Source organism: Streptomyces sp. NBC_00258 (assembly GCF_036182465.1).
Classification (GTDB): Bacteria; Actinomycetota; Actinomycetes; order Streptomycetales; family Streptomycetaceae; genus Streptomyces.
Map to the genome: position 1 here is coordinate 1,241,384 of NZ_CP108081.1, position 26,967 is coordinate 1,268,350.

Below are 26,967 nucleotides of genomic sequence, written 5' to 3' on the forward strand. Positions count from 1 at the left end.
GGCCGAGCGGTAACGGAGATATGACCGACGGTCCACGGCGATCCACGCCTCCCAAGATGACCGACATGTGCGAACACAGCATGTCGAACACCTTGGAGGTGCCTTGCACATGGACCCCGACCGTGTCCGACGCGTACGGGACATACGCGTACGTGTCCTGCATGCGGCGACGTCGAGCCGCCCTCGTGGATCATCCCTCCTATGCGTCGGTACCGTCGCCCTGATCATCGCGGTCGTCCTCGGCGCCTGGGTCCGGCCCGCCCCGGGAACGGCCGACACCCCGGCAGCGAAATCTCACGCCCTGTCCGTCGCCTGGCCGTCGCAGGGACAGGCGAGCGCGCTGGTCGAGGGCCTCGGCGACTCCGGTGATCTCGGAAACAGGGGCACGCAGGCGCCGGTGCCGATCGCCAGCATCACGAAGGTGATGACCGCGTACGTGATCCTCCGTGACCACCCGCTGCGATCCGGTCAGGGCGGCCCAGGCATCACCATCGACCGGACGGCCGCAGACGAGTCCTTCTCGGGCGTGGAATCCAGCGTGCCCGTGCGGGAGGGACAGCGGCTCAGTGAACGGCAGGTGCTGGAACTCATGCTGATCCCCTCCGGCAACAACATCGCTCGGATGCTGGCCCGTTGGGACGCCGGCTCACAGGAGGCGTTCGTCAGGAAGATGAACAGGGCCGCCCGCGACCTGGGCATGCGCCACACCGTCTACACCGGTGCCAGCGGCCTGGAGGAGACGACCGTCAGCACGAGCGCCGACCAGTTGAAGCTGGCACGACGAGTGATGCGGGACGCGGCATTCCGGTCCATCGTTGCCAAGCCCAGTACCACCGTCCCCGGTGTCCCCGGCACGATCCGCAACACCAACACACTGCTGGGCACGGACGGCGTGATCGGCCTGAAAACCGGCTCCAGTACGCCCGTCGGCGGCGCCCTGATGTGGGCGGCCACCGCACCCGACGGCCACGGACACGACCGGCTGATCCTCGGCGTCGTACTCCACCAGCACGCCGGCACCAGTCCCCGACAGGGATCCCAGGCCGCACTGTCCAACAGCCGCACCCTGATCGAAGCGGTACGGGAATGGCTGTCGACGGTCACATCCGGGACGGGGTGAAGCCGCCGTGACAGCACTCCTCAAAGTACCTTCCCCGCCGATGCCTCCCCCTCCTCCCCTGCCTGGGTCCGATGCGAACGCCGCGGCCGGATCCGGCGTTCGGCGCCGAGGCCGGATCATCACCGGACTCGCGTTGTCGGCCGCTCTGGTGATGCTCAGCCACGCTCACATCCCCAACCGGTTCGGCCACCTCGGCAGCCTCGTCGAGACCTTCCTGCCCTGGACGGGCCTGGCCGTGCCGCTGCTGCTGTCCTGCGCGCTGATCCGTCGATCCGCGACGGCCGCCGTGGCCGTCGTCCTGCCCGCACTCATCTGGTGCTCGCTCTTCGGCGGGACGCTTCTCGACAAACAGTCGGACGGCGGAGATCTGACCGTCGTCTCCCACAACGTCAACGAGCACAACCCGCACCCCACACGCACCGCACGTGCCCTCGCCGCATCCGGCGCCGACCTGCTGGCCCTCGAAGAACTGGGCGACGCGACACCGCAGTACGAACGGGCGCTGGCCGACGCGTACCCGTACCACGTCGTGCAGGGCACGGTCGGCCTGTGGAGCAAGGACCCCATCGACACCTCCCGTACGGTGGACATCGCGCCCTGGCCACGCGCCCTGCGCGCCGTCGTCCGTACGCCCGAAGGACCCGTCGCCGTCTACGTCGCCCATCTCCTCTCGGTCCGCCTCACCGCGGCTTCGGGCTTCACCGCCGCCGAACGCGACGCCGCCGCACATCACCTCGCCACCGCCCTGCGCACCGAACAGCTGCGCCACACCATCCTCGTGGGCGACTTCAACGGCACCCTCTACGACCGAGAGCTGTCCCCTCTGACCTCCGGCATGCACTCGGCCCAGACCGAGGCAGGCGCCGGATTCGGTCTCACCTGGCCCTCCTCGTTCCCCGTCGCAAGGATCGACCACATCCTCGTCCGCGGCATGACCCCCCGCGCGTCATGGACACTGCCCGCCACCGACAGCGACCACCTGCCAGTCGCGGCGAGACTGAAGTGGTGACCTCACCGAAGCCATGACAGGCCGGCCACCTCGCTCTTCGGCGACCGGATAGCCGCCAGGTCCCGCGACAACGGGTGGGCGGGTGTCGTCGTGCAACGGGAGCATCCTCGACAGCGCCGACCACGGCGGCAGCGGCCGACTGATGTGCGGACGGGACGTGGCCGTTGCCGGAGCCGCGGGCGCTGTTGCCGTCCACTGCCCCTGTCGTGGCCCCCGCTGGATCGCCACCGGCCAAATCGATCGGCCCACCTGGGCAGACCCGCTCCAGCACCCGACGGATGGCCGCGGCACTGGGCGCGATGCGCACCGCGAAGCGCCGACGACCTGGGTATTGGCCGGGCCAGGGTGGTCTGCGGAGCCGCTGCGGCCCTCTTGCCCGATCACCGTGTACGAGCGGGCGCCGGCCACCACTGCGGACGCCGCGATCAGCACGACGCTCACGATCGGATGACGGACTCCCCGCCTACGGCGCGGTCCGGCAACCTGACCAGCCGCTCCGTCAGCGACATCCCCGCCACCCGGTGCAGCGGGAGAGCCGTGACGAGAGACGGCATGGCAGGCTGACGGCCCATCGAAGATCCGTTGCAGGCAGACGACTTGGGAAGGCAATCTGCATCCACGGGGATTCGATGCGTCAGGCACGGCCACCCCACCCTGCGACGCTACAAGATCACGCGACTTCGCAACGGCCCTGCGCCGGGACCTGCCATGCTGAAAGGGTTCGATTCGACCCTCACACCTTGGAGGTTCTGATGCGTGCAGGCGTCGTTGTCGCCGCGCAGCCCGGTGTGGAGGACCTCGCCGTGCGGGCCGAGGAGTTGGGCCTGCACAGCTTCTGGGTCAACGACACCCCGATGGTCCACGGCGACCCCTTCGTCGCCTTGAGCCTGTGTGCGAGGGCCACCAGCCGCATCAGGCTCGGCATCGGCGTGACCTCACCGGCGCTGCGCTCGGCCCCGGCCGCCGCGAGCGGGCTCGCCAGCCTCAACGCCCTGGCGCCGGGCCGGATCATCTGCGGAGTCGGCACCGGGAACACCGCCCGGCGCACCCTGGGCATGCGGCCGACCACGGCGGCCAGGCTGGAGAACTTCACCGTCGCGCTGCAGGACCTGTGCGCCGGACGTTCGACCGAGTACCGCGAAGGTGACCAGGTTCGCGACATCCGGTTCCTGCACTCCGGGGCGCACGTGAACACCGCCGACTCGATCGAGTTCGTCGTGGCCGCGCTGCTCGGACCGAAGGCCGCCGCCGTCGCCGGCCGCCGCAACACCGGCCTCATCTCCTTCGGCCTGCTGGACCCCACCGCCTGGCACGCGCTGCACGACACCCGCCGCCACGCCGCCCAGCACGCACCCCGCGACCCCGACCCCCACACGGACTCCTACGTGGTCACCTCGCTCCACCTACTCGACGATGACGAGGACCCCCACGGCGACGCGGCCCGGGACGCCACGGGCCACCTCGTCCTGTCGCTGCTGGCCTTCGCCGCCGACACCGCCGCCGACACACCCGCCCTCGCCGAGCAACTCGGCCCCGAGGAACGCCAGGCGGTGCAGCGGCTTCTCGACCGGCGCGGCACCACCGCCACCGCGCCGGACCGGCACACCAAGCTCTACCCCAACTACCTCGGACGCATCGCACCGCAGGACCGGGACCTGGTGCTGCCCTCGCTGATGAACACCCTGGCCCTGGTCGGCACCCGCGACGACCTCCTCGCCCGCATCTCCACCCTGGAACAGGCAGGCGTCAACGAACTCCTCATCCAGCCGGTGATCGACCCGCCCACCGAGATGGCCCAGCTCGCGAAACTCCTCACCTGAGCCGAGCCGCCTGCCGCACGTCCTGGCCTGCACACCTACAAGATCACCAGGGCTTTGCAATCGCCCTGGCCCGCCAGACGGTCCCGTGCCGGAGACCCAATTCTCCAGCACCTTCTGAGCACAAGAAGAAGCTCTTCTGCGGCCGCGCTCGTGGTGCAACGCAGTTGAGAAGAGGCCGAGATGAGGCGGACACAGCGCTGAGGCCGAACGGATGAGTGGCGGTATCAGGATCCGTCGGAAGGGACGTCCTGGTGTCGTCCACCGAACAAGTCCGCCGGAGCTCAGCCCGGTGGCAGGCAACAGTGAGGTCAATCTTGCGTAAGTCAGTGAGCGGACTGTCGGTCGCTTCCCTTGTGGGGGTCTGCACGATTGGCAGCGTCTTCACCCTGGCGCCTTCCGCGTCGGCAATTGTCGGCGGGGTGCCGGTCGCGGACGGGGAGCGGCCCTTCGCCGTACAGATCGAGCAACGGGGTGAAGACGGAGCTTGGTCGCACTACTGCGGTGCGGTGCTCATAGACAGCCGCGTCGTAGCCACTGCGGCACACTGCGCCAAGTTCGCAGAGCAGGGCAAGCTGACGATTCGGCTGGTTGTCGGGCGAGCCGACTCGAATGCCCCCGGAGGGACGGTGGTGACCAGCGACCGTTTCTCCGTCTACAGCCACCCCGAGTTCGATACCACAACCAATACGGACCTGGGGCTCATCGTGCTCGACAGCCCAGTGTCCCAGGCCCGGGCAATGCTGCCTTCCCTGGGGACGACGCTGCGGCCCGGGCATCTCGTACACGCTGCCGGCTGGGGACGGACCGATCTCGACGATCAGGCCAAGCCGTCCCGTTTGCAGGAAGCACAACTGCCCGTCCAGAAGTTCGACACCGAGGGAGGCGTCTGGGACAAGGAGTTCATCTGCGCGGGTACCGCTGAATCGCGGGTCGCGCCTGGGGACAGCGGGGGCCCCTTGTTCGCGATGAAGGCACACGGCAAGGCAGTTGTGTACGGCCTCGTGAGCGGCGACACGAACACCTGTACCGGACTCTTCACGAACCTGGCCGCACCCGACATCTGGAAGCCGTTCCGTGCCCCGCTCGCTTCTCACGGACTCGGGCACGTCATCCCGAAGTAGCCATGTTCACGGCTCCGTCCGCCGCGCGACCGTTCGAAGCGCCGTCGCTCTCCTGGCAACCGACCCGACGACCGGTCCGACGACCGGTCCGGTCCGTTCGCCCAAGACATCGTGCCGGCCGTTCTGTGGAGCAAGCAGGTCCGGCTCCTGATGCTGGACTACCCCTTCGACTCGGTCATGGTGTATCGGGTCCTCGGCCAGGGCCACGCCTACCCGCTGACACAATGCGGCACCGGAGCGAGCGTCTCGCACTCACCCAAGCACGCTCGTCGATGTCGGCGTCCACACCGTCACCTACCTCGGGCCGTGCGAGCGCTTCAATGGCGGTCACTTCCTCCGTCACGTACCCGAGGTCGACGCCAAGGACGACGCGTCGGTGCCGCGCACGGCAGGCCTGATCGCCACCAACGGCTGGAGGTCGACCTGCCGTTGTGGGCGGACGCCGCCCAGTACGGCCCCTGCCACCCAGGCCGCGACTCTCACTCACCATCCCGTCGCGCGGTGATCACAGGGCCCCGGCCACCGGCCGGGGCCCTTCGGCGCACACCCGGGTGAGTTTCGGGGTTCTGACCGCTCTTCCGTGATGCCTACGACTACAGGAGGATGTCGGCTCGGAGCAGAGCGGATGAGGCCCTGCCGTACATCTGCCGCTTGATCGTTTTGATTCTGTTGACGTGGCCTTCGACGATGCCGGAGCTGTAGGGCAGGGTCAGGCCGGCGGTAACGGCGTGAAGGTCTTGGCGGATGGAGTCGGCGAAGATCCCAATGGCGTCCGGGCCGCCCAGCTCGGCCTTCTGAATCCAGTCCCGCAGCATGTGGCCGCGGCGTTGGCGGAGCATGTCGGTGAACTTCCGCGCGAGGTCGCAGACCTGGGCGATCGCCGCGCAGGCACTCCGCACAGCGTCGAGCTGGGCCATGTCGGACGTGCTGAGTGATTCCTCGGGGCGCATGATCCATGAGGTGATGTCGCGAGGGCGAGGAGTGTTCGAACGGGCGAGGACCGCAATGCCCTTCCGGATGGTCGCTACGTAGCGGTGCACGACGTGGTATCCGCCGGTGTAGCCGAGGGCGAGCACCTCGCGATGGAGCTGCATCGAGCTGGTGCAGCCCGTGTGGAAGCGGTGCTGCACGTACACCATGAACGGGTCGAGGACACCGTGGCCCCGATCCTGAGCCGAGGCGAGAAGCTCTGCAAGATCCTTGTTCCGGTAGCGCCGGACCGTCTTGCTGTCCAGCCGCAGTCGGCTGCCGATGGCGTTGAGCGGCAGGCCGGTGGCGGCAAGCTCGTTGACCTCCGCGTGGCGCTGTCGGATCCGGTCAAGGAGCGGAGTATCCGGTGTGGCCAACGGTGGGCTCGCCTCTGGTTCGACTGGCCGTCGGAGGCAGTCACGGCGCCATCGGCAGGTCTTCTCAACTGCCGTGGAGAGGTTCTGAAGGAGGTGCCAGCGATCTGCCACCTCCAGCGCGTCCGGGGCAGCCTGTCTGATGGCCTTGGTGAATGCCATCAGGCGGTCCCGGCAGATGATCTCGGCGCCGGGGTGCTCCTGAAGCCAGGCGGCGAGCGTGCCGGTTTCACGATCGGGCATACGTCCACCGAGGATCCGTGGAGCCCGCGCTGGTACAGCCGGAGAGGCCAACTCGCCCAGGATGGATGTCCGTCGGTCGTAGAGCCGCAACTTTGCGCAGAGGCGTGCGCGCCTGGGCGGCCGCCGAGCCCCACGGCAACCGACCGCATCGCCGACCGCGCCGCCGTCGAAGAACGGCGTCGCGGCTCGGTCAGGCCCACTACCTGTTCCACGAATGTCCGACGCGGGCATCGAGGCTGATCGCAGAAGAAGCGGCGGACACGGAGACGGACGATCCTCGACCAGGCCCGTCCTGGCGTTGGCCCCGGCTTCCGTCTAGGGGTGCCAGGAAGAACCGTGTCACCAGCCGCGAACGGCGGTGATCTTGCCCGGTGTCCCTCGTGCGGGGTAGCCCGAGGTCGTACGGCTGCGGTGTGTGAGCCCGTTGGTTGATCTCGATGCCGTAGGCGTCGACCGTCTGGATCGCACGCCACCTCCGCGCGGTAGAGGGCATCCGACCGGCCGTGGCTCCGGAACCAGCTACGCGCTCTGGGTCAGCAGACCGGTGTCGATGACCTCAGCGATAAAGGTGGCGCCGCGGCTGTTCTGGTGGATGTGGTCGGTCGTGAGCACGAGACCTCGGCGCCGCGAGATCGTGTCGAGGCTGCGGCGAAGCACTGCGTGCTGGACGAGGACGCCGACGGCCGCTGCGGGCGTCACCTCCTGGTATGGAATCGGCGGCGGGTCCGCTCGGCGCAGTTCCTCGATCTGGCGTTCGTGGAGCTGAAGGTAGGTCACCTCGTTGGTGGCGGCGACCTCGGCGATCATCCGGCTGTGCGCCTGCGATGCCTGTGCCGCTGCTCCGTCGAGTTGTTGGCCGAGTACCGGTAGCGACAGCAGACCGATCGTCGCATCGGTCTCCGCTCGCAGCCGTGCGACGACGGCTCCCAGGCACTGTTGGAACCAGCCGGCTGACGGGCGTTCGGGGAGCTGTTTGCGCTTCATGGCCTGCTCGACGGGGTAGCCGGTAAGGCTCGCTCGGGCGTCGTTGGTCCCGATCAACACGGTGATCACATCGGGTGGGTTCGTGACGACAGCATCGAGGCGCTGCAAGAGGTTGTAGGTGAAGTCGCCGTTGGTGCCGAAGCGGGCGAGCTGCACGTCACCGGGAGGGTGGCGTCGTCCGAGAAGGTCCAGGTAGTCGACGCTGAACTGCGCGCGGGTGAGGCTGTCGCCGAGGCACGCGATGCGTGTCGTCACGGCGCTTCCTCCGGGCCGGGCGTGACGGCGCGTTCGGTCGGGCGGGGGTCGGTCCGAGGACGGTGGTCGGTGCCGAGGCTCGCGGTGATGGCCAGGATGGACGTCGGTCCCTCCATGTCGACCACGTGCCATACCCCGGCCTGGTTGATGGTGGCCTCGCCCGGCCCGAGCAGAACGCGGTCGGACACCCCGTCCACGTTACAGGTGACCGTCACGGACCCGCTGAGGCAAACGACCAGTTCGTCGCCTGCAGGGTGGCTCTCCCAATGGTCGCCGAGCCCGTCGCCGTCGAAGATCATCACCATCCGGCCCTCGGCGCCGTCTGCCGCGACCGCGGCGCTGTAGGCCTGGAGCACCTCCGGGTCCCAGGTGAAACCCTCGACGGGCTTCGCTCTCGATCCCAGTCCGAGGTGCACGGGGGTGGTCCGCAGGTCCATGGCGTTGCGTTCGTGGTTGACGAGTCTCATGCCGACGATCGTCCACGCCAGCGATCGGGCGGTCTTGAAGAAAAGGGAACAGAAGCCGACGCGACGGGCAGACGGTCGGCGGCTACCCGGCTCCGAGGAGGACTTCGCTGCGACGCCAGGCAGTCGGTGATCGGCCCGTGAACTCGCGCCAGTCCCGAACGAGATGGGCCTGGTCGGCGTAGCCAGAGATGGTCGCCACATCGGCCCACGGGAGCGGGTTCTGCTCCGCCGCCAATTCGTGCGCGTGCTCGAAGCGCAAAACTCGGGCGAAGGTCTTCGGCGACAGGCCCACCTCACCGCGAAACCGCTCGGTGAGGTACCGACGGCTCCAGCCCAGTTCTTCGGCCACCGCACCAACCTGGACGCAGCCCCGCGCGGCGACGAGGCGGCGCCATGCCTCGGCCACCTCGGGGCGTACGCGGCGCACATGGTCGCCGCGGGCGCCATGGCCGACGGTTCGGAGGAGCAATTCGTCCAGCGCGGTGAACCGCGCCGCGCAAGTTGTCGCCGCTCGGAGCCGGTCGACCAGCTCGACGCCTAGCGCTCCGAGAAGCTCGTCAAGTGGGACCAGTCGGTGGGCGAGCTCGGCGGCGGGCATGCCGTAGATGGCCCGAGCCCCGAGCGGTGTCAGCGATACCTGCACACCTTGCTGGCGTCCGTCGTGGTGGATCGCGACGGACCGGCACATCAGACCGCCGGCCACGCTGCTGAATCGGGTGACCGGTGACCCGTCGTCAACGCCCGCCGCCACCTCCAAAGGATCTGACAGGCTGATCACCGCAGTGAGCCCGCGGCTCGGCGGGCCGCAGTGCACCCCCGCCGGGAGCCCGCGGAGGTCGAAACAGACATACGAGTCGACGTACTGCCGCAAGGCGGGAGTCGGACGCGCACCGATCCCGGTGGCCGTGTGGTCCTCCATTTTCGTCAGTGTACGAGCCGCTGAGCCAAGCAAGATCACCACCCGAGGACTGATCAGCGCCGTTCGCGGTTGGTGACACGGTTCTTACCGGCACCCCATCTACATGGAGCCTCACGCTGCTCACGTGGTCGCGTGGCGGCGAGCTGGCCTCGACGCGGTCGTCCTTCTGGAGTACCTGTCACGGAAGCGCGGTCAGAACCAGTTTCGGCGCCCAGCTGTACTGATCACGAGCGTTGTTGACAGCGGCGAGCGGTCCGGTCGGTTGCCGTCGTATCACTCACCCTGGTCGCCGAGACTGCCGACGAACACGTCCAGGAGCCTCCGGGCGCGCGCTCCGCTGTCGTCGGGGCCGGTCGTGCCCAGGAGCGCGCAGATCGCCACGGTCACGTCCATGGCGTCGAGGCCGTCACGCAGGCTGCGGTCCACGGCGCCGTCGGTGAGGAACCCAGCGATGACCTCGGCAACTCCGTCGGTGCCGGGGGAAGTGAACGGGGTTGTGGCCTGGCCGGCGGCGCGAAGTGTGTCCATCATGCCGCGGGTGGCGAGCATGAAAGTGGCCAATTCCGTTACCCAGGCCCGGAGAGCGTAGCGACGCCGGCTGCACGAGCCACCTGCCAGCAGCCCGGCCTGGTCCTCGGTCCGGTACGACGCTACGGGTGGTGCGGGAGCGGCGGGATACTGGCGAGGCCGGCTGCCGGTTCGGGCCAGATCAGGAGGACAGGGCAGGGGGCGTGGTCGACGACGAAGCGGCTGGCCGGGCCGAGACTTTTGGGGCCCAGGCGGCTGCGGTCGCCGTCACGGGCGACGATGAGCAACTCCGCGCCCTGCGCGGCGGCCACAACTTCCCGCTCGACGCGGCCGGTGCGCTCTATGCGAGTGCAGGGGCGGCCGAGGCGGTCGGCGGCGTCTTGGAGTAGTTGGTTGGCGGCGGTGGCGGCGAGGTGTTCCAGACGGGTGCCGGGGTCGCGTTCGGGGTGGCCGCGGCCGAGCAGGCCGGCGAAGGCACCGTGCGCGATGTCCGGGATCTCATGGCCCGTCACATGGAGCAGAACGATCTCGGTGTCATCCAGCGCGTGGGTACGGGCGGCGTCCACGCATGCGGGCCAGGTGCCTTCGACGATCCACGCGATGACGGCCATCCGTTCGCCCTCCGATTGCCAAGTGGGTCATGTACCGATCGGACGCAGCGATACCCAACAACGCCGACGTCGAGCAGACCAGCGCGGCGGGCACGGAGCACAGGCCGAGCCGGGTGCACTCGCCCAGTTTCACATCGGTGTCGTTGTCGCGCACGATTCGCCACGAGACAGGGCCGCCAGGGATCCGGCGTTGGGTAACCCGCTGCAGACGGGCACCAGCCGACTCAGAGCGTCGGCGAGTCCGTTGTCCACCACCGCCCGTCCCAAGTGCCCGCCGGGGCGGGTGAAACTACCTCCCACCTGGTCATCCGGTTCGTGCTCGAAGACATGGCGACCGGCGTGCTGCGCGACAACGTATCGCACAGCGATCAGCTGCACTGGCTTGATCGCGTAGCTCGCCCGCTGTCGGCGTCGCCTCACGCTCAACCCACAGACGCCCCTCCCCCGTCCTAGGTGACGTGAGAGGCGCCCGGGACCGACGGGACGTCTGCGCATGGGGTGTTGAGGAGAGGATCATTGATCCGTGCCCGGCGAATATGTGTGACAGCCGTGGCGGTGCTGGCGGCCCTGGCGGGCCTGCCCGGACTGGCACAGGCTGAACAACCGCACGAATCAGAGCTGTTGAGCGCGTCGACGGTCGACAACCCACTGCCGCCGGGATGGCGGATCGGCGGGGAGAGCGGGGCGCGTGAGCTGGTCTGGCGGGCGCCGAAGGCCGTGCCCATGGGGGACGCGCGGGTCGAGTTCCGCACCGGGGACCGGCTGCTCGGGGTGCCGAAGCCGGGGAGGGACGGGCGGACCTTCCGGCTCGCCCTCGGCCAGACGGGGCCCGAGCAGCTGACGGACCTTCAAGTGACCGCCGCGGGGCGCCGACTGGACGCGACGGCCGACGACACGCACCCGCCCGGCTCGCGCGGGGCAAGACTGCCCGCGCAGGCGCCGGCGAACGGCGTTGATCCGGGCAGGCCCGGCTCGTACCGCACGGTCACCGGGGAGTACGACCTCGACCCGGTGCGCCTGCCCGGGTTCGACACCCCGGTGGAGATGACCGCCGAGGTGGTGGCGCCGAAGGATGCCACCGGCAGCCGACCGCTCGCACTGTTCCTGCACGGCCGCCACGAGACCTGCTACAAGCCGGGCTCCGAGGACGACGTGACCGACGACTGGCCCTGCGCGGACGGCTACAAGCCGATCCCTAGCCACCTGGGCTATCTGCGCGACCAGCAACTGCTGGCCTCCCAGGGGTATGTGACGGTGTCGATCTCGGCGAACGGCATCAACGCCCAGGACGGGGAGGCCGAGGACGCCGGCGCACAGGCGCGTTCCTCGCTGGTTCGGCAGCACCTCGCCCGCTGGGCCGACTGGAACGCTCATCGCTCCTCCGCCCCGGCCGTCGTACGCGAGGTGGCGCAGGCGGACCTCTCCCGTGTCCTGCTCGTCGGCCACTCGCGCGGTGGTGAGGGCGTCAACCTGGCCGCCATGGACAGCCTCTACCCGCCGCCGGCCGCCGAGGACGGCTACCGGGGCCCGGTGGGCTGGAAGGTGCGCGGGACTGTGCTCATCGGACCGACGATCTTCGGCCAGAATCCGGTCGCCGACGTGCCGTCCGTGACGCTGCTGCCGGGCTGCGACGGCGACGTGTCGGACCTGCAGGGCGAGGAATACGTCGACGGGACGCGCGGAATCAGCGGGGGTGCGGCACTGCACAGCGCGGTCTACATGGTCGGCGCCAACCACAACTACTTCAGCAGCGAGTGGACCCCGGGCGAGGCAGTCGCACCGGCCGGGGACGACTTCAGGACCGACCCTGAGCAGCCGGACCCGGTGTGCACGCCGGGTGCCGCGACCCGGCTGACCGCCGCCCAGCAGCACAGGGCGGGCACCACGTACATCGCCGCCGCGGCCCAGCTCTTCCTCGCCGGGGACGATCGGGTGCGTCCGCTGCTCGACGGTTCCGGCAGGCGAGCCCCGTCCGCGGACCCGGCCCGGGTGCTGACCCACGCGGTCGGCGGCCGCCGCAGCGGTGGTTTCCTGCCGGACGGCGGGGCGGAGGTGACCGGCGCCCGGCTGTGTTCGGCGATCGACCCCGACCCGGCCGTGGCCTGTCTCGCCCCGGAGACCCCCGGATCGTCACCGCACTTCGCGTCGTGGGAGACGGAACAGGAGACCGGCCGCAGCGCGGTGGACCTGAAGTGGTCCGCGCCGGGCACGGCCGCGCGCATCACTCCGGCCGAGCCGCTCTCCCTCGGCGACTCCCAGAAGCTCGCGCTCCGGGTCTTCGTACCGCCGAACACGACCGGCACGAAGTTCGACGTGTCCGTCACCGACGCCTCCAACCGTCGGGTGACGCTGGGCTCGGTCCAGGTGGACGGGCTCCCGGGCTCCGCGAACACCGCCTCCTACTGGGCTCAGGAGCTGCGCGTCCCGCTGTCGGCCGCGACCCGCGCCGGGCTCGATCTCAGGCATGTCAAGTCCCTTGAGCTGACGCCCCGTTCGCAGTCCGGGCGGGCCTGGCTGATGGATGCCTGGGGCTGGGCGCCCGGCACTTCGGCGGTGAAGGCGGCCGCACTGCCGCGTATCGACGTGGGCCGCACGATCGTCAAGGAGGGCGACTCGGGCACCCGCACCTACCGGATCCCGGTCGAGATCTCCGGGCACGGCAGCGGGCAGGTCCGCGTGTACGTCCTCGACCCGGACAGCGGCCGGGCCGAGAACCGCCTCGTGACCGTACGGCCCGGCAGCGACGCGATCGACGTTCCGGTCGTGGTGAAGGGCGACACGGTCTACGGCGACGACGTGGAGCACGACATCGCTATCAAGGCCGTCCACAACGCCGTCGTCGGCAAGTACCGGGGCGGGTTCACCGTCGAGAACGACGACCCCGAGCCGGTGATCACCCTGACGCCGGTCGCAGACCGCGTGACCGAGGGAGAGACGCTGACCTGGCGGCTGTCCGTGGACGCGCCCACGGCGGTGGACATCGGGACGCCGGTGCGGGTGCTTCCGGTCACCGAGGGCGCCGAGCTGTCCACCAAGGACGTGGACCCGCAGTGGCTCAAGGACTGGTCCGGTGACGTGCCCGACCCCGAGCGGCCGCTGTCCGACGCGCACCTGTGGGTGTGGCTGAACATCCCGCCCGGGAGCACCAGCGTGGACTTCGTCGCGCCGATCGTGCGGGACCAGGTGGCCGAGCCGACCGAGTCGATGCGCCTCGCACAGACCGACAGAAACGCCGAGCCGCTCCCCGACAGGCCGGTGCTGACGGGGACGGTCCTCGACAAGCCGTAAGCACGATGTAGAGGGATCGTGAGCACCCTCTTGCGCGGGGTCCGGTCTCTCCGGGCCCCGCGCTTCACAAGGTCACGCAGATCCCGACCGTCCCTTCCAGCCCCGACGCGGCCCGCTGCCGAACCACTTGACTGCCCATCGGCGGCGCACCTGCATGGACAGTGGGGAGGGGTCCCGGTCGTGGCGCGGTTCAATGGCGGCCATGATGCGTAGAACGTCATCCACCACCGTCGTCGCCGTTGTTGTCGCTGTCCTATTCGCTGCTCTCGTGTCGTGTTCCTCGGACGGGTCCCCCGCCGAGGGTCGGCCCAGTGGGTCCGGCTCTGGGGCACCGGAGTCGGACTCCAGGCCGACTCCCACAGAGTCGGCCACGCTGTCGCCTGCGCCGACCGGGCCGTGCGCTGACGGAACGTGTGAGATCGAGGTCGCTGTGGGGGACGTCGTGACAGTGCCGGAAAAGTACGGACTCGGGCCGATCGAGGTGACGGCGATCACCGGCGGTGAGGTCGATATGGTCGCGCCGCTGACGGGGTCGGGCTACAGCGTTTCAGGCTGTTCCGGTGGCGGCGGTGTGTCCTCGAACGGCAGCGGCGGCGTCGGGCTCAGCTGCGGCGAGGGACCCGCCGCGACCATCAACGACGCCATGAGCCTGAAGGTCGTCGAGATCCGCGACGCCGCCGCCGTCCTTCGTATCGAACCCGCTGGGTGACGTACGGCTCGGCCCTGGGGGCACGGCTCCGTACGAGGGTGCCGGTCACGCCTGGACGGTACCGAGGGGGCTGAAGGCCAGGTGGACCCATGGGGGGTCGCCTTCTGGCACGATGCCCGTGGAGAACTCGTCGGCTACGCCGGGATGGGCCTCGGCGCCCTCGGTATCGTCATCTTCGTCAGCGACAGGATCACCACGCGGCGAGGAAACCGAAAGCGCCAGGTGTTGCGGGACATGAGGTTGTTGACGCCTGATCAAGTCTTTCCTGCGTCGCGCCAGTTGCTGGAAGTTCGCGGTGCGCCTGGACGTTGCCTCCAGATATGAAGATCAGCGAAGCTTCCAGAGTCAGCGGCGTGAGCGCGCGATCATTGCGACACTATGAACATGAGGGCTTGATCGTCCCCGGTCGTTTCAGCAATGGGTTCCGCGACTACTGCCAGTCCACTATCGACCGAGTGCTCGTCATCCGCTCGCTGCTGGAGTCCGGGCTGCCCGTGCGGTTGATCAAGGAAGCTCTGCCCGGCATCACCGACGGATCTGATGGTGGCACGGACGTGGTGCACGCGGAGTTCCTGCACGAGGTGCAGAGCCATCGCGATCGCCTCGCTGCACGTATCGCCATTCTCAGCGATCAGCAGGCGGCGCTCGATGCCTACCTGCAGGAGGCTCGGCGCACTGGCCCATGACCCGCCACTTGACCTTGACGCAAGTGTGAGACTCCTACGTTGCGCGCATGGAGATCATCGAGCAGCAGCCCAGCGCCGGGCAGTCGGTACGAGCACTGGTCCAGCGGTCACAACGGGGACCGAAGGACCTGACCCTCGCGACCGATCCGCGCCGTCTCACCCCGGGGCCCGGCGAGTACCTGATCCGTGTAGGCGCCGCCGGGGTCAACTTCGCCGACGTCATGCAGGCCCACGGCACTTACGAGGGAGGCCCACAGGCGCCCTATGTGGCGGGCTTCGAAGCCGCCGGCGAGATCGTGGGCGTCGGCCCGGACGTCGAGAACTCGCTTCCGCTCGGCACCCACATCGTCGGAGCCGGACCGGGCGCCTTCGCGCAGTACATGACGATGCCGGCCGCTGGTGCACTCCCAGTGCCTTCCGGTTGGAGCGACGCCGAAGCCCTCGGCTTGGTGCTGAACTGGGTCACCGCCTTGGCGGCACTGAAGCCGTTGGGCGAGATCAAGACGGGTGAGGTGGTGCTCGTCCATGCCGCGGCCGGAGGCGTGGGGCAGGCCGCCGTCCGCCTCGCCCGCCACTACGGTGCACGCGTGATCGCCACGGCGTCACCGGCCAAGCACGATACCGTCAAAGCACTCGGCACCGACGAGGTCCTGGACAGCGCACACCCCGATCTGGCCGAGGAGATCACCCGCCTGACCGGCGGGGTCGACCTGGTCCTGGAATCGGTGGGACAGGCCACGTTCAAGGTGAGCCTGTCGATCACCAAACCCTTCACCGGACGCGTCGTCGTGTTCGGTGCCGCTTCCGGCGATGCCACTGTGACCACGCACGACCTGGTCTTCACTCACCAGGTCCAGCTCAAGAGCCTGCACATCGGCGCGCTGGCGGCCGCAGCACCGTCCCTCTACCAGTCGTTGCTCGTCGAGATCGACGCGCTCATCGCTCATGGCGTGTATCCGCCCGGCACCCCCCAGGTGCACCCCCTGGCCGAGGGGGCGTCAGTGCTGCAGCAACTCGAAGCCGGCCAGACCCGCGGCAAGCACGCCCTCGATCCCTGGCGCTGAGAATGCCCGTGCCTCACCGCAACGCACCGCTGTCACCCGAGGGGCGGCTGCGCCTCATCCGACGCTGCTGCAATCGCCCGATCGCTCACGTGCACAGGAGGCAGCGAGGTCGCCGCGTTGCGGCAGCGTCACCTAATTGTTATGGCGGATGACAAATAGCGCCGCCCGCAGTCTGGGCACGGGGTCCGGAGCGCCGTAAGTTCCCGCTCACAACATTCAGCCGGGCGGATCACCCGACACCCGGCAATTCCCCCGAGAGCGCGCTTCTCGGCTTCCTTCTCACCACCCTCGTACGTCCGGTCGTCCGGCCGTAACACCAGAAAGGACCCTGCCCATGCGCAAGGGACTCCTCTTCACAGCCGCCTCGGTGGCACTGGCCAGCTCGCTCACTGCCTGCGGCGACTCCTCGTCGGGCGACAGTGACTCCGGTTCCGGTTCCGACGCCAAGCCGAAGATCGGTGTGATCCTCCCGGACAGCAAGTCCTCGGCCCGCTGGGAGACCGCGGACCGCAAGTACCTCTCCGAGGCGTTCAAGGCGGCGGGCGTCGAGTTCGACATCCAGAACGCGCAGGGCGACAAGCAGGAGTTCCAGACCATCGCGGACCAGATGATCACCAGCGGTGTGAACGTCCTGGTGATCGTGAACCTGGACAGCGGCACGGGTAAGGCAGTTCTGGACAAGGCCAAGGGGCAGGGCGTCGCCACGATCGACTACGACCGGCTCACTCTCGGCGGTTCCGCCCAGTACTACGTGAGCTTCGACAACACCGCGGTCGGCAAGCTGCAGGGCGAGGGTCTCAGCAAGTGCCTGAGCGACATGAAGGCCAAGAAGCCCATCGTCGCCACGCTCAACGGCTCACCGACGGACAACAATGCCACTCTCTTCGCCGAGGGCTACAACGGCATCCTCGACCCGAAGTACAAGTCGGGCGACTACGTGAAGGGCCCGAACCAGTCGGTCCCGGACTGGGACAACGCCCAAGCCGGCACCATCTTCGAGCAGATGCTCACCAGCGAGCCCAAGATCGGCGGCGTGCTTGCCGCCAACGACGGTCTCGGCAACGCGGCCATCGCCGTCCTGCGCAAGCAGAACCGCAACGGCGAGGTCCCGGTCACCGGCCAGGACGCCACCGTGCAGGGCCTGCAGAACATCCTCGCGGGCGATCAGTGCATGACCGTCTACAAGGCGGTCAAGAAGGAGGCCGACGCCACGGCCAAGCTCGCCGTCTCCCTCGCCAAGGGCGAGAAGGGCGAGACCAACGCGTCCGTCGAGGACCCCGAGGGCAAGCGCAAGGTCCCGTCCGTACTGGAGACGCCGGTGGCCATCTACAAGGACAACGTCAAGGACGTCGTGGACGACGGCTTCGTCACCAAGGAAGAGCTGTGCACGGGCAAGTACGCCGCCCTGTGCGACAAGGCCGGCATCAAGTAGCCCTGACCGGCCGACCGGACCGTTGTCCCTTGTCCAGCCGGCCCGACCGCGGGTCCCGGGGCTCCCACCTCCCCGGGGCCCGCGTCCTGACGACCGTAAGGAGCCGTCTTCCATGACAGCGACCCCGATCCTTCAACTGCGCGGGATCGACAAGAGCTTCGGCGCCGTGCAGGTACTGCACGACGTGTCCATCGACGTCCATCCAGGGGAGGTGACCGCCCTCGTCGGAGACAACGGCGCAGGCAAGTCCACCCTGGTCAAGTGCATCGGCGGGATCCACCCGATCGACGGCGGCGAGTACTGGTTCGAGGGTGAACAGGTCCAGGTGCACAGCCCGCGTGAGGCGGCGGCCCTGGGCGTCGAGATCGTTTACCAGGACCTGGCGCTCTGCGACAACCTCGACATCGTGCAGAACATGTTCCTCGGCCGCGAGAAGCGCCGGGGACTCGTCCTGGACGACGCGACGATGGAGGAGATGGCCGCCCAGACCCTCGACGGGCTGTCGGTCCGCACCGTCAAGTCCATCCGCCAACAGGTCTCCAGCCTCTCCGGCGGCCAGCGGCAGACCGTGGCCATCGCCAAGGCCGTGCTGTGGAACAGCAAGGTCGTTGTCCTGGACGAGCCGACGGCCGCGCTCGGTGTCGCCCAGACGGCACAGGTCCTCGAACTGGTCCGGCGACTGGCCGACAACGGTCTCGCCGTGGTCCTGATCTCGCACAACATGAACGACGTCTTCGCGGTGTCCGACCGGATCGCCGCCCTCTACCTGGGCCGGATGGCCGCCCAGGTCAGCACGTCGGACGTGACGTACTCCCAGGTCGTCGAACTCATCACCTCGGGCCGCAGCGGGGACCTCGGCCTCGCCCACAGCAACGGAGTCACAGCATGACCGCCGCAGTCGCCCCCGAGAAGCCGGAACTGCCACGCGGTCCCGGTACGCCGAAGAAGAACGGAGCGGCCGGAACCGCGAGTCTGCGCTCGGTCGCCCGGAACTACGTCGATCGGGTACGGGGCGGCGAGTTGGGCGCCCTCCCCGCCGTACTCGGCCTGATCGTCCTGTGCGTGTTCTTCGCCGCCCTGCGCCCGGTCTTCCTGTCCGAGCTGAACTTCGCCAACCTGCTGACCCAGGGCGCGGGCAGCATCGCCATCGCCATGGGCCTCGTCTTCGTCCTCCTCCTCGGCGAGATCGACCTGTCCGCGGGGTACGCCAGCGGGGTCTGCGCCGCCGTCCTCGCCATCCTGCTCACCGACCACGGATGGCCCTGGTACGGCGCGGCCGGCGCGGCGATCCTCACCGGCACGGTCATCGGCCTGGTGCTCGGCCTGCTGGTCGCGAAGGTCGGCATCCCCTCATTCGTGGTCACGCTGGCCGCCTTCCTGGGATTCCAGGGCATCGTGCTGATGCTGCTCAAGGAAGGCACCAACATCTCGATCCGGGACGAGACGATCCTGGCCGTCGCCAACAACAACCTCTCCCCCGCGCTGGGTTGGGTACTGCTCGCCGTCAGTGTCGGGGCGTACGCGGCGATCCAGCTCCGGCAGAACCGCAACCGCCGGCGGCGCCGGCTCGCCCCCGCTCCACTCACCCTGCTCGCAGTCAGGATCGGCGGCCTGGCGGTGCTCGGTGCGATCGCCGTCCACCTGCTCAACCAGGAGCGCAGCCGCAACATCATCGTCGACTCGCTCAAAGGCGTGCCGATCGTCGTGCCGGTCATCGCCACCCTGCTCGTCGCCGGTACGTTCCTGCTCCAGCGCACCTCGTTCGGCCTGCACATCTACGCGGTGGGCGGTAACGCCGAGGCGGCCCGCCGGGCCGGCATCAACGTGGCAGCCATCCGGATCTCCGCGTTCGTCATCTGCTCCGCCCTGGCCGCGGTCGGCGGCATCATCGCCGCGTCCCGGGGCAACTCGGTCGACCCCAACACCGGTGGCAGCAACGTGCTGCTGCTGGCGGTCGGCGCCGCCGTGATCGGCGGGACGAGCCTGTTCGGCGGACGGGGCAGGGTCGTTGACGCCGTGCTCGGCGGCATGGTGGTGGCGGTCATCCAGAACGGCATGGGCCTGATGGGGTACAGCTCAGGGGTCAAGTACGCTGTCACGGGTTCGGTTCTGCTGGTGGCCGCAGGCGTGGATGCGCTGTCCCGTCGCCGGGCCGTACAACGATGATGTCTGGGGTTCCATGAAAGCCGGTCCCTCGCAGGAGGAGATTCGCCGGCACAACCTCGGCACCCTGCTCCGGCATGTGCACATCGGCGGATCCATGTCGCGGGCCGTTCTGGCCGAGCGCATGGGACTCAACCGCAGCACCATCCTGGGGCTGGTGAGCGAGCTGGGCTCGGCCGGCCTGGTCCGCGAGGAACTGCCCCGTGAGACCGGCAGGGCCGGCCGGCCGTCCCTGGTCGTACGCCCCGAGTCCGACCGCGTGTACGTCCTCGCCTTCGACGTGGGCGTGGACCGGCTGGCCGCCGCCCGCATCGGCCTGGGCGGGATCTTCCTCGACTACAGGGAGATCCCCGTGCTTCCCGGCCACAGCAACGCCGACAAGGTGGCCGAGGTCCTCGCCGGCTCCGCGCTCGAAATGGTGGGCACGGCACGCCACGGCACCTACTGCGTCGGCGTGGCCGCCGCCGTCCGCGGGATGGTGCGCCGAGCCGACGGCCTCGTCCGCGCCGCCCCGTACCTCGGCTGGGAGGACGAGGAGTTCGGCCAGGACCTCATGCGCCGACTGGGCCTCGGCCTTCCCGTCTCGGTGGGCAACGAGGCCAGTCTCGGTGCGCTCGCGGAGCATCTGCGCGGTGCCGGGACCGGCTGCCAGGACCTCGTGTACCTGCACGGCGACATCGGCATCGGCGGCGGTGTCATCACCGGTGGCCAACTGCTGGGCGGCGACTGCGGATACGGCGGCGAGATCGGGCACATGGTCGTCAACCCGCGAAATGGCCGGCCCTGTGGCTGCGGGGCGCGCGGCTGCCTCGAGGCCGAGGCCGGGGAACGCGCCCTGCTGGAGACCGCGCAGCGCGATCCGTCGGCCACCGGCCGGGAAGCCGTACGCGCCGTCGTCGAGGCGGCCGACCGGGGCGACATCACCGCCCGCGCCGCCCTTCACGACGTCGGCGACTGGCTCGGCATCGGCGTCGCCAACCTGGTCAATGTGCTCAACCCACGCACGGTCGTCTTCGGCGGGACGCTCCGCGAGGTGTTCCTCGGCTCGGCCGCCCAGATCCGCAGCCGTATCAACCGCATTGCCCTCACAGCCTCCCGCGAGAACCTGCGGCTGCGAGTGGGGGAACTCGGCGACGACGCGGTGCTCATCGGAGCCGCCGAACTCGCCTTCTCCGAGATCCTGGTCGGCCCTCTGGAGACGCTGGCCCGCGTCGGCGCATAGCCAGTACAACCACGCGACCGGCACGAAGCCCGGACCCGGCCCTGCCCTTGTGGGCGAGGTCCTGGGAGAAGCCGCCGTCGGTGCGGTCGGTGGTGAGTACGAGGCCGTCGACGCGGCGTTGGAGCAGGACGTCGCCGTTCTCCCGTTCGCCGAATCGGTGGCAGCGTGCCGGTCGTCCCCGGGACTCCTCGGCGATCAGCAGTCTTGACGGACCAACTGATCAACACGTCCCCATTTGTCTACCTTCCGACTTGCCGCCCAACTCCCATGCCACCAGCGCAATACGTCAACGGCCCAAGGCCCGCCGTCACCGTCCGGGGAACAGCGAAGCCGTACCTGTCCGCTACTCGTCGCCGCCGGGAACGTGCCGGCGGTGCTCGCCTGCGTCTTGCCCACAGCACTGCCCCTACTGATCCTGTACGTGGCGGGCCGCTGTCAACTGGCGGCGCTCACCGTCGGATTCGGCGCACGGACCGCGATGAAGCCTCCCCACCACTCAAGGAGTCCGCATGGCAAGACCGATCAGCCGTCGCACCATTCTGGCCGCCGGTACGGGCGCCGCCGGCCTGTCCCTGCCCGGCGTCGCCGCGTACGCCGACGACCATGCGACCACCAGCGTGAGATTCACCCTGAACGCCCAGGTGCTCGACGGTGGCGAACAGGTCACCTCGATCACCCTCAACACCGCCCGGCTCGGTCCGATCGACCCGGCCAGCCTGACCACCGGCACCTTCACCGTGCACGCCAAGGCCACCAGCCCGATCCCCATCGCCGACGACGACGTCATCTTCAACGAGTACGACCTCGACCGTACGGTGACCGCTGTTCGGCTCGACCGCCGCGGCAACATCGTGCTCGACCTGAGCCATGCCGAGGGCCGGACCGGCGGCAGCACCCTCGGTTACATCGAGAGCAAGAGCCGCAACGTCATGCTCGACCTCGCCTACACCATCACTCAGCGTGCCCCGATCGTCTTACTCGATCACCGATCGATCACCATCGAGAACTTCGTGCAGAGCCATCGGCTGTCGGACCCCGAGGTCGACGCGTTCAGCTCCCACATCTCCGGCTCGGGAATGAAGTACCGGCTGTACTCACCCACCGGCTCCCACGCCTCCCGACGAGGCAAGCACCCGCTGATCGTCTGGCTGCACGGCGGGGGTGAGGGCGCCTCACTGCCCGACAACTACTACGACAACGAGACCACGCTACGAGCCAACCGCGGCGCACTGGGCTTCGCCACCCCACAGGCACAACGCATCTTCAACGGCGCCTACGTCCTCGTCCCGCAAAGCACCTCCGCCTGGATGCAGGACGGCCCCCGCTTCGCGCCCCTCATCCACGAGATCATCGGCGACGTCACGCGCAGGAACCGCATCGACCACGACCGGATCTACGTCGCCGGCTGCAGCAACGGCGGCTACATGAGCATGAAGATGACCACCGTGTACCCCAATCTGTTCGCCGCTTCCGTGCCGATCTGCGGCGTTGTCACGTCCTTCCCGCCCGGCGGTGCACCGCTGATCCCCGACAGCGAGCTGGCAAGGATCACCACCCCCAGCTGGCTCGTCACCTCCCTTGACGACACCACTGTGGATCCGCAGGCCAACACCTCCCACGCGCACGACCTCATCCCCGACTCACTGATGACGCTCTATGACCACGTCGTCTGGAACGGCCACCAGTTCGCCGGCCACTGGTCGTGGATCTATGTCGCCCGCAACGACCCCAGCATCAACGGGACGCACATCTGGCAGTGGATGGCCGCCCAGCATCGGCACTGACAGGAAACCCACGTTCGCCTGCAACGCGATCTCCAGCGGCAACTGGCATGCCCGGTTCTGATGAAGTCGCGTTGCATCGCCGACGTCCTCGACGTCCCGGGTCTTCCCCGGGCTGTTGCCGGTCAGCCTGGGGCCGGCCGCAGCCACCCACGGCAGCAGCGACCGGCAAGTCAAGGTCGTGGCTTCCGGGTCGAGACAGCGTGACCGCGACTGGTGCCGGCCAGGCCGGCACCAGTCGCGGTCACCTCATCACCCCACCGTTCCCGGGCTGTTGGATCCAGGACCGGCCTTCGGAGACGGGTCGTGGTCTCGGACATGGACGGTGACTCGCGCCCCGTTGACAAGGGTTGTTCCGTACTCGCGGAAGTGGCGCCGCAGGGTGCTCGTTTTCGCTTCCTCCTGCGGGTTGTTCGACGCCTGCACACCCACCGCGCGGACCACGACGATCCGGTCGAACTCCAGCATGCGTGCCGCTATTTCCTGGGCGGGAAGCTCGACACCTGCAAGCGTGTTCGACGAAACGGGATCCTGTGCCAGGGCGAGATCCGTCAGGAGACGGGTGTCCTCGGGGTTGGCCGCAGTCAAGATCCGGTGCTGGCCGGCGAGATAGAGCAGCCCGTCGCCGGGACGGCCTTCCTTGCGTACGGCGGCGCCGATGGCGGTGGCGTCATTGCTCCGGCTCTGGGGCGTCCTCAGCGAAAGGCTCGGCTGGACGAGCGCGGCCAGTACGGCAACCGCCGCGATCCACGCGAAGCGGGAATACCGCTGCCGCCGGAGGAAGTAATCCATCCAGGCGCCCAGCAGCAAGGCGATTCCGATGTTGCTGTAGACCACATACCGGTCGACGAAAAGGGGTTTGACCAGTGAGGCGATCAGCAACAGAAGGCCCGGAAGCACAAGAATCGGCACAGCCAGCACGGAAAGCCGCACGGGCCCCCTCACCCTCAGGGGTGCCAGGGCACACACCACGCCCACGACGGCCACCACCAGGAAGTAGTCAGGCCGCACCGGTCCGCCGATCCAGGACACCTGCTCCGACTGCCCCGCACTGTAGATCGCCAGCGGCAAGAGCCCGGCCACAACGCCCGCGGCAGCCACACTCCACGCCCTCAGCACCGGTCGTGGAACACGCGAGACGAGCAGTGTGACGCCGTGTGCAACGAGGGCGAGGACCGCGAACTCATGGAGCAGGCAGGCCAGCAGCATGGTGGAGCCATAGACCGCCCACCGCCACCAAGCGCGATGCTGGACGCTGACCACAAGCGCATAGGTGGCCCAGGTGACCAGGGCACAGACCATGGCATACGAGCGGCCTTCCTGCGCGAACTTCTGAACCTGAGGAAGGAGCGGAAACACCAGCCCGGCCAGCAGCCCGGCACGGGGTCCCGCCAGGCGCAGCGCCAGAAGCCCGACTCCGCTCGCCGCCGCGGACATTGCCAGCACGGACGGCAACCGCAACGTCAGCAGCCCTGCGCCGAAGAGACCGAAGATCTCGTGCATCACGGCGTAGTAGAGGGCATGGACCAGATCGATGTGCTGGGCGGTGAGCCATATCTGCGAAAGATCGCGGTGCGCGAGCTGATAGGTGACGGACTCGTCCCCCCACATGGTGTTCTTCCTGCGGATACCCCAGAGCCCCAGAGCGATGGTCAGCGCCAGGGGCGCGATGACGACAACGGCTTTGGCCGGGCTCGATGACTGTCGACGGGCGGGTACGGGAGGGGAGACCGTCCTGGCCGCGGTGGGGGCACGTTCATCAAGGGACATCAGCGGCAGGGCCTTTCAGCAGTGGCGAAGAAGATTCGCCAGCGTGCCCGGACCTCGTTGACGCGATGCTGACTCAACCTGACCGGCCGATCAGGAAGGCAGGCCGGCGCTGTGCGAAGCTGCTCCGCATGCGCATCCTGGTGGTCGAAGACGAGGTGGATCTTGCCCACACCCTGCACACCGGTCTGACCGCCGAGGGCTACAGCGTCGACCTCGCCCATGACGGCCGGCAGGGACTGTGGATGGCCCGGACGGGCGAATACGCCCTTGTCGTACTGGACTTGATGCTGCCCGGACTCAACGGCTACAAGGTCTGTGCCCAGTTGCGCCGGGAGGGCAACGCGACCCCCATCCTGGTACTCACCGCCAAGGACGGGGAGTGGGATCAGGCAGAGGCCCTGGACACGGGGGCCGACGACTACCTCGCCAAGCCCTTCTCCTACGTGGTGCTCGTCGCACGGCTGCGGGCCCTGGTCAGACGAGCGGCCACGGTCGCACCGCCCGTCCTTGCCGTGGGCGACCTCTCACTGGATGTCGCCGGCCGGGTCTGCCGCCGGGCCGGGGCCCGGGTGGAACTCACGCCCAGGGAGTTCGCCGTGCTGGAACTGCTGGCCCGCCGGGCGGGACAGGCGGTCTCCAAATCGGATCTGCTCTACCACGCGTGGCCCGACGAAGCCCTGGATCCCAACCTGGTGGAGGCGCGCGTCAGCGCACTGCGCAAGAAGGTGGACGCCGCGTTTGACCGGCAGTCCCTGCAGACCGTACGAGGTACCGGCTACCGACTGGTGGACGACCGTGAACGCGACTGAGCCGCGACGCCGCTGGTGGCCGCGTTCGGTACGAGCCCGCACCGCCCTGGCCGCCGCATCAGCCGCCGCCGTCATCCTGGTGAGCATCGGCTGGTGGGTACACCGCGACGTCTACCGCGAGAGCACAGGGATCGCCCAAGGGCAGACGGAGAAACAGTTCTTGGCCCTCGTCGATCAGCTGGAGGAGGGTGCGGTTCCCGCTCGCCGAAGCACCGTGCCGTATGAGATCGTCGCGACCGGCCGCCGCGCCGCTGTCGCCTACGGCGGAGGCATGGAGGAGTTCGATCCCGGCACCCGCCATGTGCTGCCCGCCCCACCGAAGGCCGAGCTGCCCGCCCCACCGGACGACGGGGCGGCCTGGGGTTATACGACCCGTCCCATGCGGATACCGGCGCGCCACGACTCCAAGCCCGGGGACCGGTTCGGCAAGGACGGTGGGACCTACCTGGTCATGTACGACGACGTCAGGGCCGATGAACTGAGCAGCGACAGAGTCGCAGCTCTGGGTGTCGCCGCCGACGCCCAGCTGCGGGTCTATGTGGTGGTGCTTCCACACGCAGGCGAGGACATCGCCGAGGCAATCACCGAGGCCACCGACCGCCGGCTGCTGCGGGCCGGGCTGGTCAGCCTCGTACTGATCGCCGCCGTCACCTACTTCGCCGTCCGCATCGCGCTGCGGCCGGTCGAAGCCATCCGTGTCCTCACCGCCTCGGTCACCGCGAGCGACCCCCGCGAACGCGTCACCGTCCCCGCTACGGGACACGAGATCACCGCCCTGGCAACAACCATCAACACCACCCTCCAACGCCTCGACAACGCCGCCGCCCAGCAACGCCGCTTCGTCGCGGACGCCGCCCACGAACTACGCAGCCCCCTCACCACACTGCTGGCCAGCCTGGAAGTCGCGCTCGCCTACCCGGAACGCACCGACTGGCCTGCCGCGGCCACCACCGCCGCACGACAGACCCGCCGCCTCCAGGCCCTCGCCGAAGACCTGCTGCTCCTCGCCCGCCTCGACACCCGCACCCCCACAGCCGGCCCCGAAACCGTCGACCTGACAGCCCTCGCCTCCCGGCTGATCGCGCAATACCCCCTCACCGAACGACCGTTGACCCTCACCTGCGACAGCACCGCCCCCGCATACACAGACGGAATCCCCGACGAATACGAACGACTGCTGCGCAACCTCATCGACAACGCCGCCCGCCACGCCGCACACCGCATCCAGATCACCGTCCGAAACCAGGACGACTGGATCGTCCTCACTGTGCACGACGACGGACCGGGCGTGCCCACCGAGGACGCCGAGCGCATCTTCGAACGCTTCGTCCGGCTCGACGACGCCCGCGCCCGCGACCACGGCGGCACCGGCCTGGGCCTCGCCATCGCCCGCGACCTGGCCCACCGCCACCAAGGCACCCTCACCCTCACCCCCCGGACCCTCGGAGCATGCTTCGAGCTACGCCTTCCCCGAGCCCTCGCCCCGGCCGAGAGATGACGCGCTTCACCGCGGCAGCCCTTCCCGCGCGCGGCTCGGAGATCACCGGCTGCAAGAAGCCCGGGGGCAGGAAGCTCCCGCCCGCGAAGAAGCAGGTCCACCAACTGATCGCCGCATAACGAGCC

At 68.8% G+C, this 26,967-nt stretch carries 24 protein-coding genes; 17 read left to right on the forward strand and 7 right to left on the reverse strand.

The genetic code is table 11. The features are described 5' to 3' along the window. The first annotated feature begins 109 nt into the window (after positions 1 to 109). From OG718_RS05935 to OG718_RS05950, 4 genes are all read left to right on the forward strand, one after another. Positions 110 to 1,120 (forward strand): D-alanyl-D-alanine carboxypeptidase family protein, encoded by a 1,011-nt coding sequence (locus tag OG718_RS05935; RefSeq protein WP_328843496.1) that lies wholly within the window; start codon positions 110 to 112, stop codon positions 1,118 to 1,120. A gap of 40 nt (positions 1,121 to 1,160) precedes the next feature. Next, on the forward strand, positions 1,161 to 2,129 hold the full coding sequence (locus OG718_RS05940; RefSeq protein ID WP_143643841.1) for an endonuclease/exonuclease/phosphatase family protein: 969 nt from the start codon (positions 1,161 to 1,163) through the stop codon (positions 2,127 to 2,129). 752 nt (positions 2,130 to 2,881) lie between these two features. After that, positions 2,882 to 3,949, forward strand: coding sequence for an LLM class flavin-dependent oxidoreductase (locus OG718_RS05945; protein WP_328843497.1), 1,068 nt, complete (start codon positions 2,882 to 2,884; stop codon positions 3,947 to 3,949). Between the two features lie 326 nt (positions 3,950 to 4,275). Next, positions 4,276 to 5,070 carry a S1 family peptidase gene (locus OG718_RS05950; protein ID WP_328843498.1) on the forward strand — a complete coding sequence of 265 codons (795 nt, stop codon included), beginning with the start codon at positions 4,276 to 4,278 and terminating at the stop codon, positions 5,068 to 5,070. 593 nt (positions 5,071 to 5,663) lie between these two features. On the opposite strand, the gene OG718_RS05955 is transcribed toward OG718_RS05950, so the two are convergent. The 6 genes from OG718_RS05955 to OG718_RS05980 all read right to left on the reverse strand — a co-directional run bounded on the left by OG718_RS05955 (position 5,664) and on the right by OG718_RS05980 (position 10,420). After that, positions 5,664 to 6,656, reverse strand: coding sequence for a transposase (locus OG718_RS05955; protein WP_328843499.1), 993 nt, complete (start codon positions 6,654 to 6,656; stop codon positions 5,664 to 5,666). Positions 6,657 to 7,175: 519 nt separating this feature from the next. Beyond that, the gene (locus OG718_RS05960; RefSeq protein WP_328843500.1) at positions 7,176 to 7,895 is read right to left on the reverse strand and encodes an SGNH/GDSL hydrolase family protein; all 720 of its coding nucleotides are present in this window, start codon (positions 7,893 to 7,895) and stop codon (positions 7,176 to 7,178) included. Beyond that, on the reverse strand, positions 7,892 to 8,362 hold the full coding sequence (locus OG718_RS05965; RefSeq protein ID WP_328843501.1) for a cupin domain-containing protein: 471 nt from the start codon (positions 8,360 to 8,362) through the stop codon (positions 7,892 to 7,894). Before OG718_RS05965 ends, OG718_RS05960 begins: the two co-directional genes overlap by 4 nt. Positions 8,363 to 8,444: 82 nt before the next feature. Further along, positions 8,445 to 9,281, reverse strand: a complete 837-nt coding sequence (locus OG718_RS05970) for an AraC family transcriptional regulator (protein ID WP_143643834.1) — start codon at positions 9,279 to 9,281, stop codon at positions 8,445 to 8,447. A 273-nt stretch (positions 9,282 to 9,554) separates the two neighbouring features. Beyond that, complete coding sequence (locus tag OG718_RS05975) at positions 9,555 to 9,830, reverse strand: hypothetical protein (RefSeq protein WP_328843502.1); 276 nt, start codon at positions 9,828 to 9,830, stop codon at positions 9,555 to 9,557. A 101-nt stretch (positions 9,831 to 9,931) separates the two neighbouring features. After that, complete coding sequence (locus OG718_RS05980) at positions 9,932 to 10,420, reverse strand: universal stress protein (protein WP_143643832.1); 489 nt, start codon at positions 10,418 to 10,420, stop codon at positions 9,932 to 9,934. Between the two features lie 516 nt (positions 10,421 to 10,936). Here OG718_RS05980 and OG718_RS05985 point away from each other — a divergent pair. The 10 genes from OG718_RS05985 (at position 10,937) to OG718_RS06030 (ending at position 22,768) form a co-directional block, all read left to right on the forward strand. Further along, the gene (locus OG718_RS05985; protein WP_328843503.1) at positions 10,937 to 13,708 is read left to right on the forward strand and encodes a hypothetical protein; all 2,772 of its coding nucleotides are present in this window, start codon (positions 10,937 to 10,939) and stop codon (positions 13,706 to 13,708) included. A 430-nt stretch (positions 13,709 to 14,138) separates the two neighbouring features. Then, positions 14,139 to 14,417, forward strand: coding sequence for a hypothetical protein (locus OG718_RS05990; RefSeq protein ID WP_143643831.1), 279 nt, complete (start codon positions 14,139 to 14,141; stop codon positions 14,415 to 14,417). 320 nt (positions 14,418 to 14,737) lie between these two features. Next, entirely contained in the window at positions 14,738 to 15,103 is a 366-nt protein-coding gene (locus OG718_RS05995; protein ID WP_143643829.1) for a MerR family transcriptional regulator, read from the forward strand. A 47-nt stretch (positions 15,104 to 15,150) separates the two neighbouring features. Further along, on the forward strand, positions 15,151 to 16,167 hold the full coding sequence (locus OG718_RS06000) for a zinc-binding dehydrogenase (protein ID WP_328843504.1): 1,017 nt from the start codon (positions 15,151 to 15,153) through the stop codon (positions 16,165 to 16,167). A gap of 334 nt (positions 16,168 to 16,501) precedes the next feature. Further along, a complete protein-coding gene (locus tag OG718_RS06005; protein WP_143643827.1) occupies positions 16,502 to 17,599 on the forward strand; it encodes a sugar ABC transporter substrate-binding protein in 1,098 nt (365 codons plus the stop codon). Between the two features lie 112 nt (positions 17,600 to 17,711). Further along, positions 17,712 to 18,488, forward strand: a complete 777-nt coding sequence (locus tag OG718_RS06010) for an ATP-binding cassette domain-containing protein (protein WP_266757539.1) — start codon at positions 17,712 to 17,714, stop codon at positions 18,486 to 18,488. Further along, positions 18,485 to 19,765 carry a sugar ABC transporter permease gene (locus OG718_RS06015; RefSeq protein WP_306935474.1) on the forward strand — a complete coding sequence of 427 codons (1,281 nt, stop codon included), beginning with the start codon at positions 18,485 to 18,487 and terminating at the stop codon, positions 19,763 to 19,765. Before OG718_RS06010 ends, OG718_RS06015 begins: the two co-directional genes overlap by 4 nt. Before the next feature lie 13 nt (positions 19,766 to 19,778). Then, on the forward strand, positions 19,779 to 20,984 hold the full coding sequence (locus OG718_RS06020) for an ROK family transcriptional regulator (protein WP_328843505.1): 1,206 nt from the start codon (positions 19,779 to 19,781) through the stop codon (positions 20,982 to 20,984). A gap of 49 nt (positions 20,985 to 21,033) precedes the next feature. After that, on the forward strand, positions 21,034 to 21,192 hold the full coding sequence (locus OG718_RS06025; protein WP_328843506.1) for a hypothetical protein: 159 nt from the start codon (positions 21,034 to 21,036) through the stop codon (positions 21,190 to 21,192). A 301-nt stretch (positions 21,193 to 21,493) separates the two neighbouring features. After that, positions 21,494 to 22,768, forward strand: a complete 1,275-nt coding sequence (locus tag OG718_RS06030) for a prolyl oligopeptidase family serine peptidase (RefSeq protein ID WP_328843507.1) — start codon at positions 21,494 to 21,496, stop codon at positions 22,766 to 22,768. 249 nt (positions 22,769 to 23,017) lie between these two features. Here the strand turns inward: OG718_RS06030 and OG718_RS06035 are convergent, their stop codons facing one another. After that, positions 23,018 to 24,535 carry a glycosyltransferase family 39 protein gene (locus OG718_RS06035; protein WP_443054916.1) on the reverse strand — a complete coding sequence of 506 codons (1,518 nt, stop codon included), beginning with the start codon at positions 24,533 to 24,535 and terminating at the stop codon, positions 23,018 to 23,020. Positions 24,536 to 24,663: 128 nt separating this feature from the next. On the opposite strand from OG718_RS06035, the gene OG718_RS06040 reads away from it, so the two are divergent. The 3 genes from OG718_RS06040 to OG718_RS06050 are packed head-to-tail and all read left to right on the forward strand — an operon-like array spanning position 24,664 to position 26,961. Next, positions 24,664 to 25,344, forward strand: a complete 681-nt coding sequence (locus OG718_RS06040; protein ID WP_328843509.1) for a response regulator transcription factor — start codon at positions 24,664 to 24,666, stop codon at positions 25,342 to 25,344. Then, a complete protein-coding gene (locus tag OG718_RS06045; RefSeq protein ID WP_328843510.1) occupies positions 25,331 to 26,842 on the forward strand; it encodes a sensor histidine kinase in 1,512 nt (503 codons plus the stop codon). The genes OG718_RS06040 and OG718_RS06045 overlap by 14 nt, the downstream gene beginning before the upstream one ends. Continuing rightward, positions 26,839 to 26,961: a hypothetical protein gene (locus OG718_RS06050; protein WP_260695816.1), complete on the forward strand. Its 123-nt coding sequence runs from the start codon at positions 26,839 to 26,841 to the stop codon at positions 26,959 to 26,961. Before OG718_RS06045 ends, OG718_RS06050 begins: the two co-directional genes overlap by 4 nt. The last annotated feature ends 6 nt before the right edge of the window (positions 26,962 to 26,967 follow it).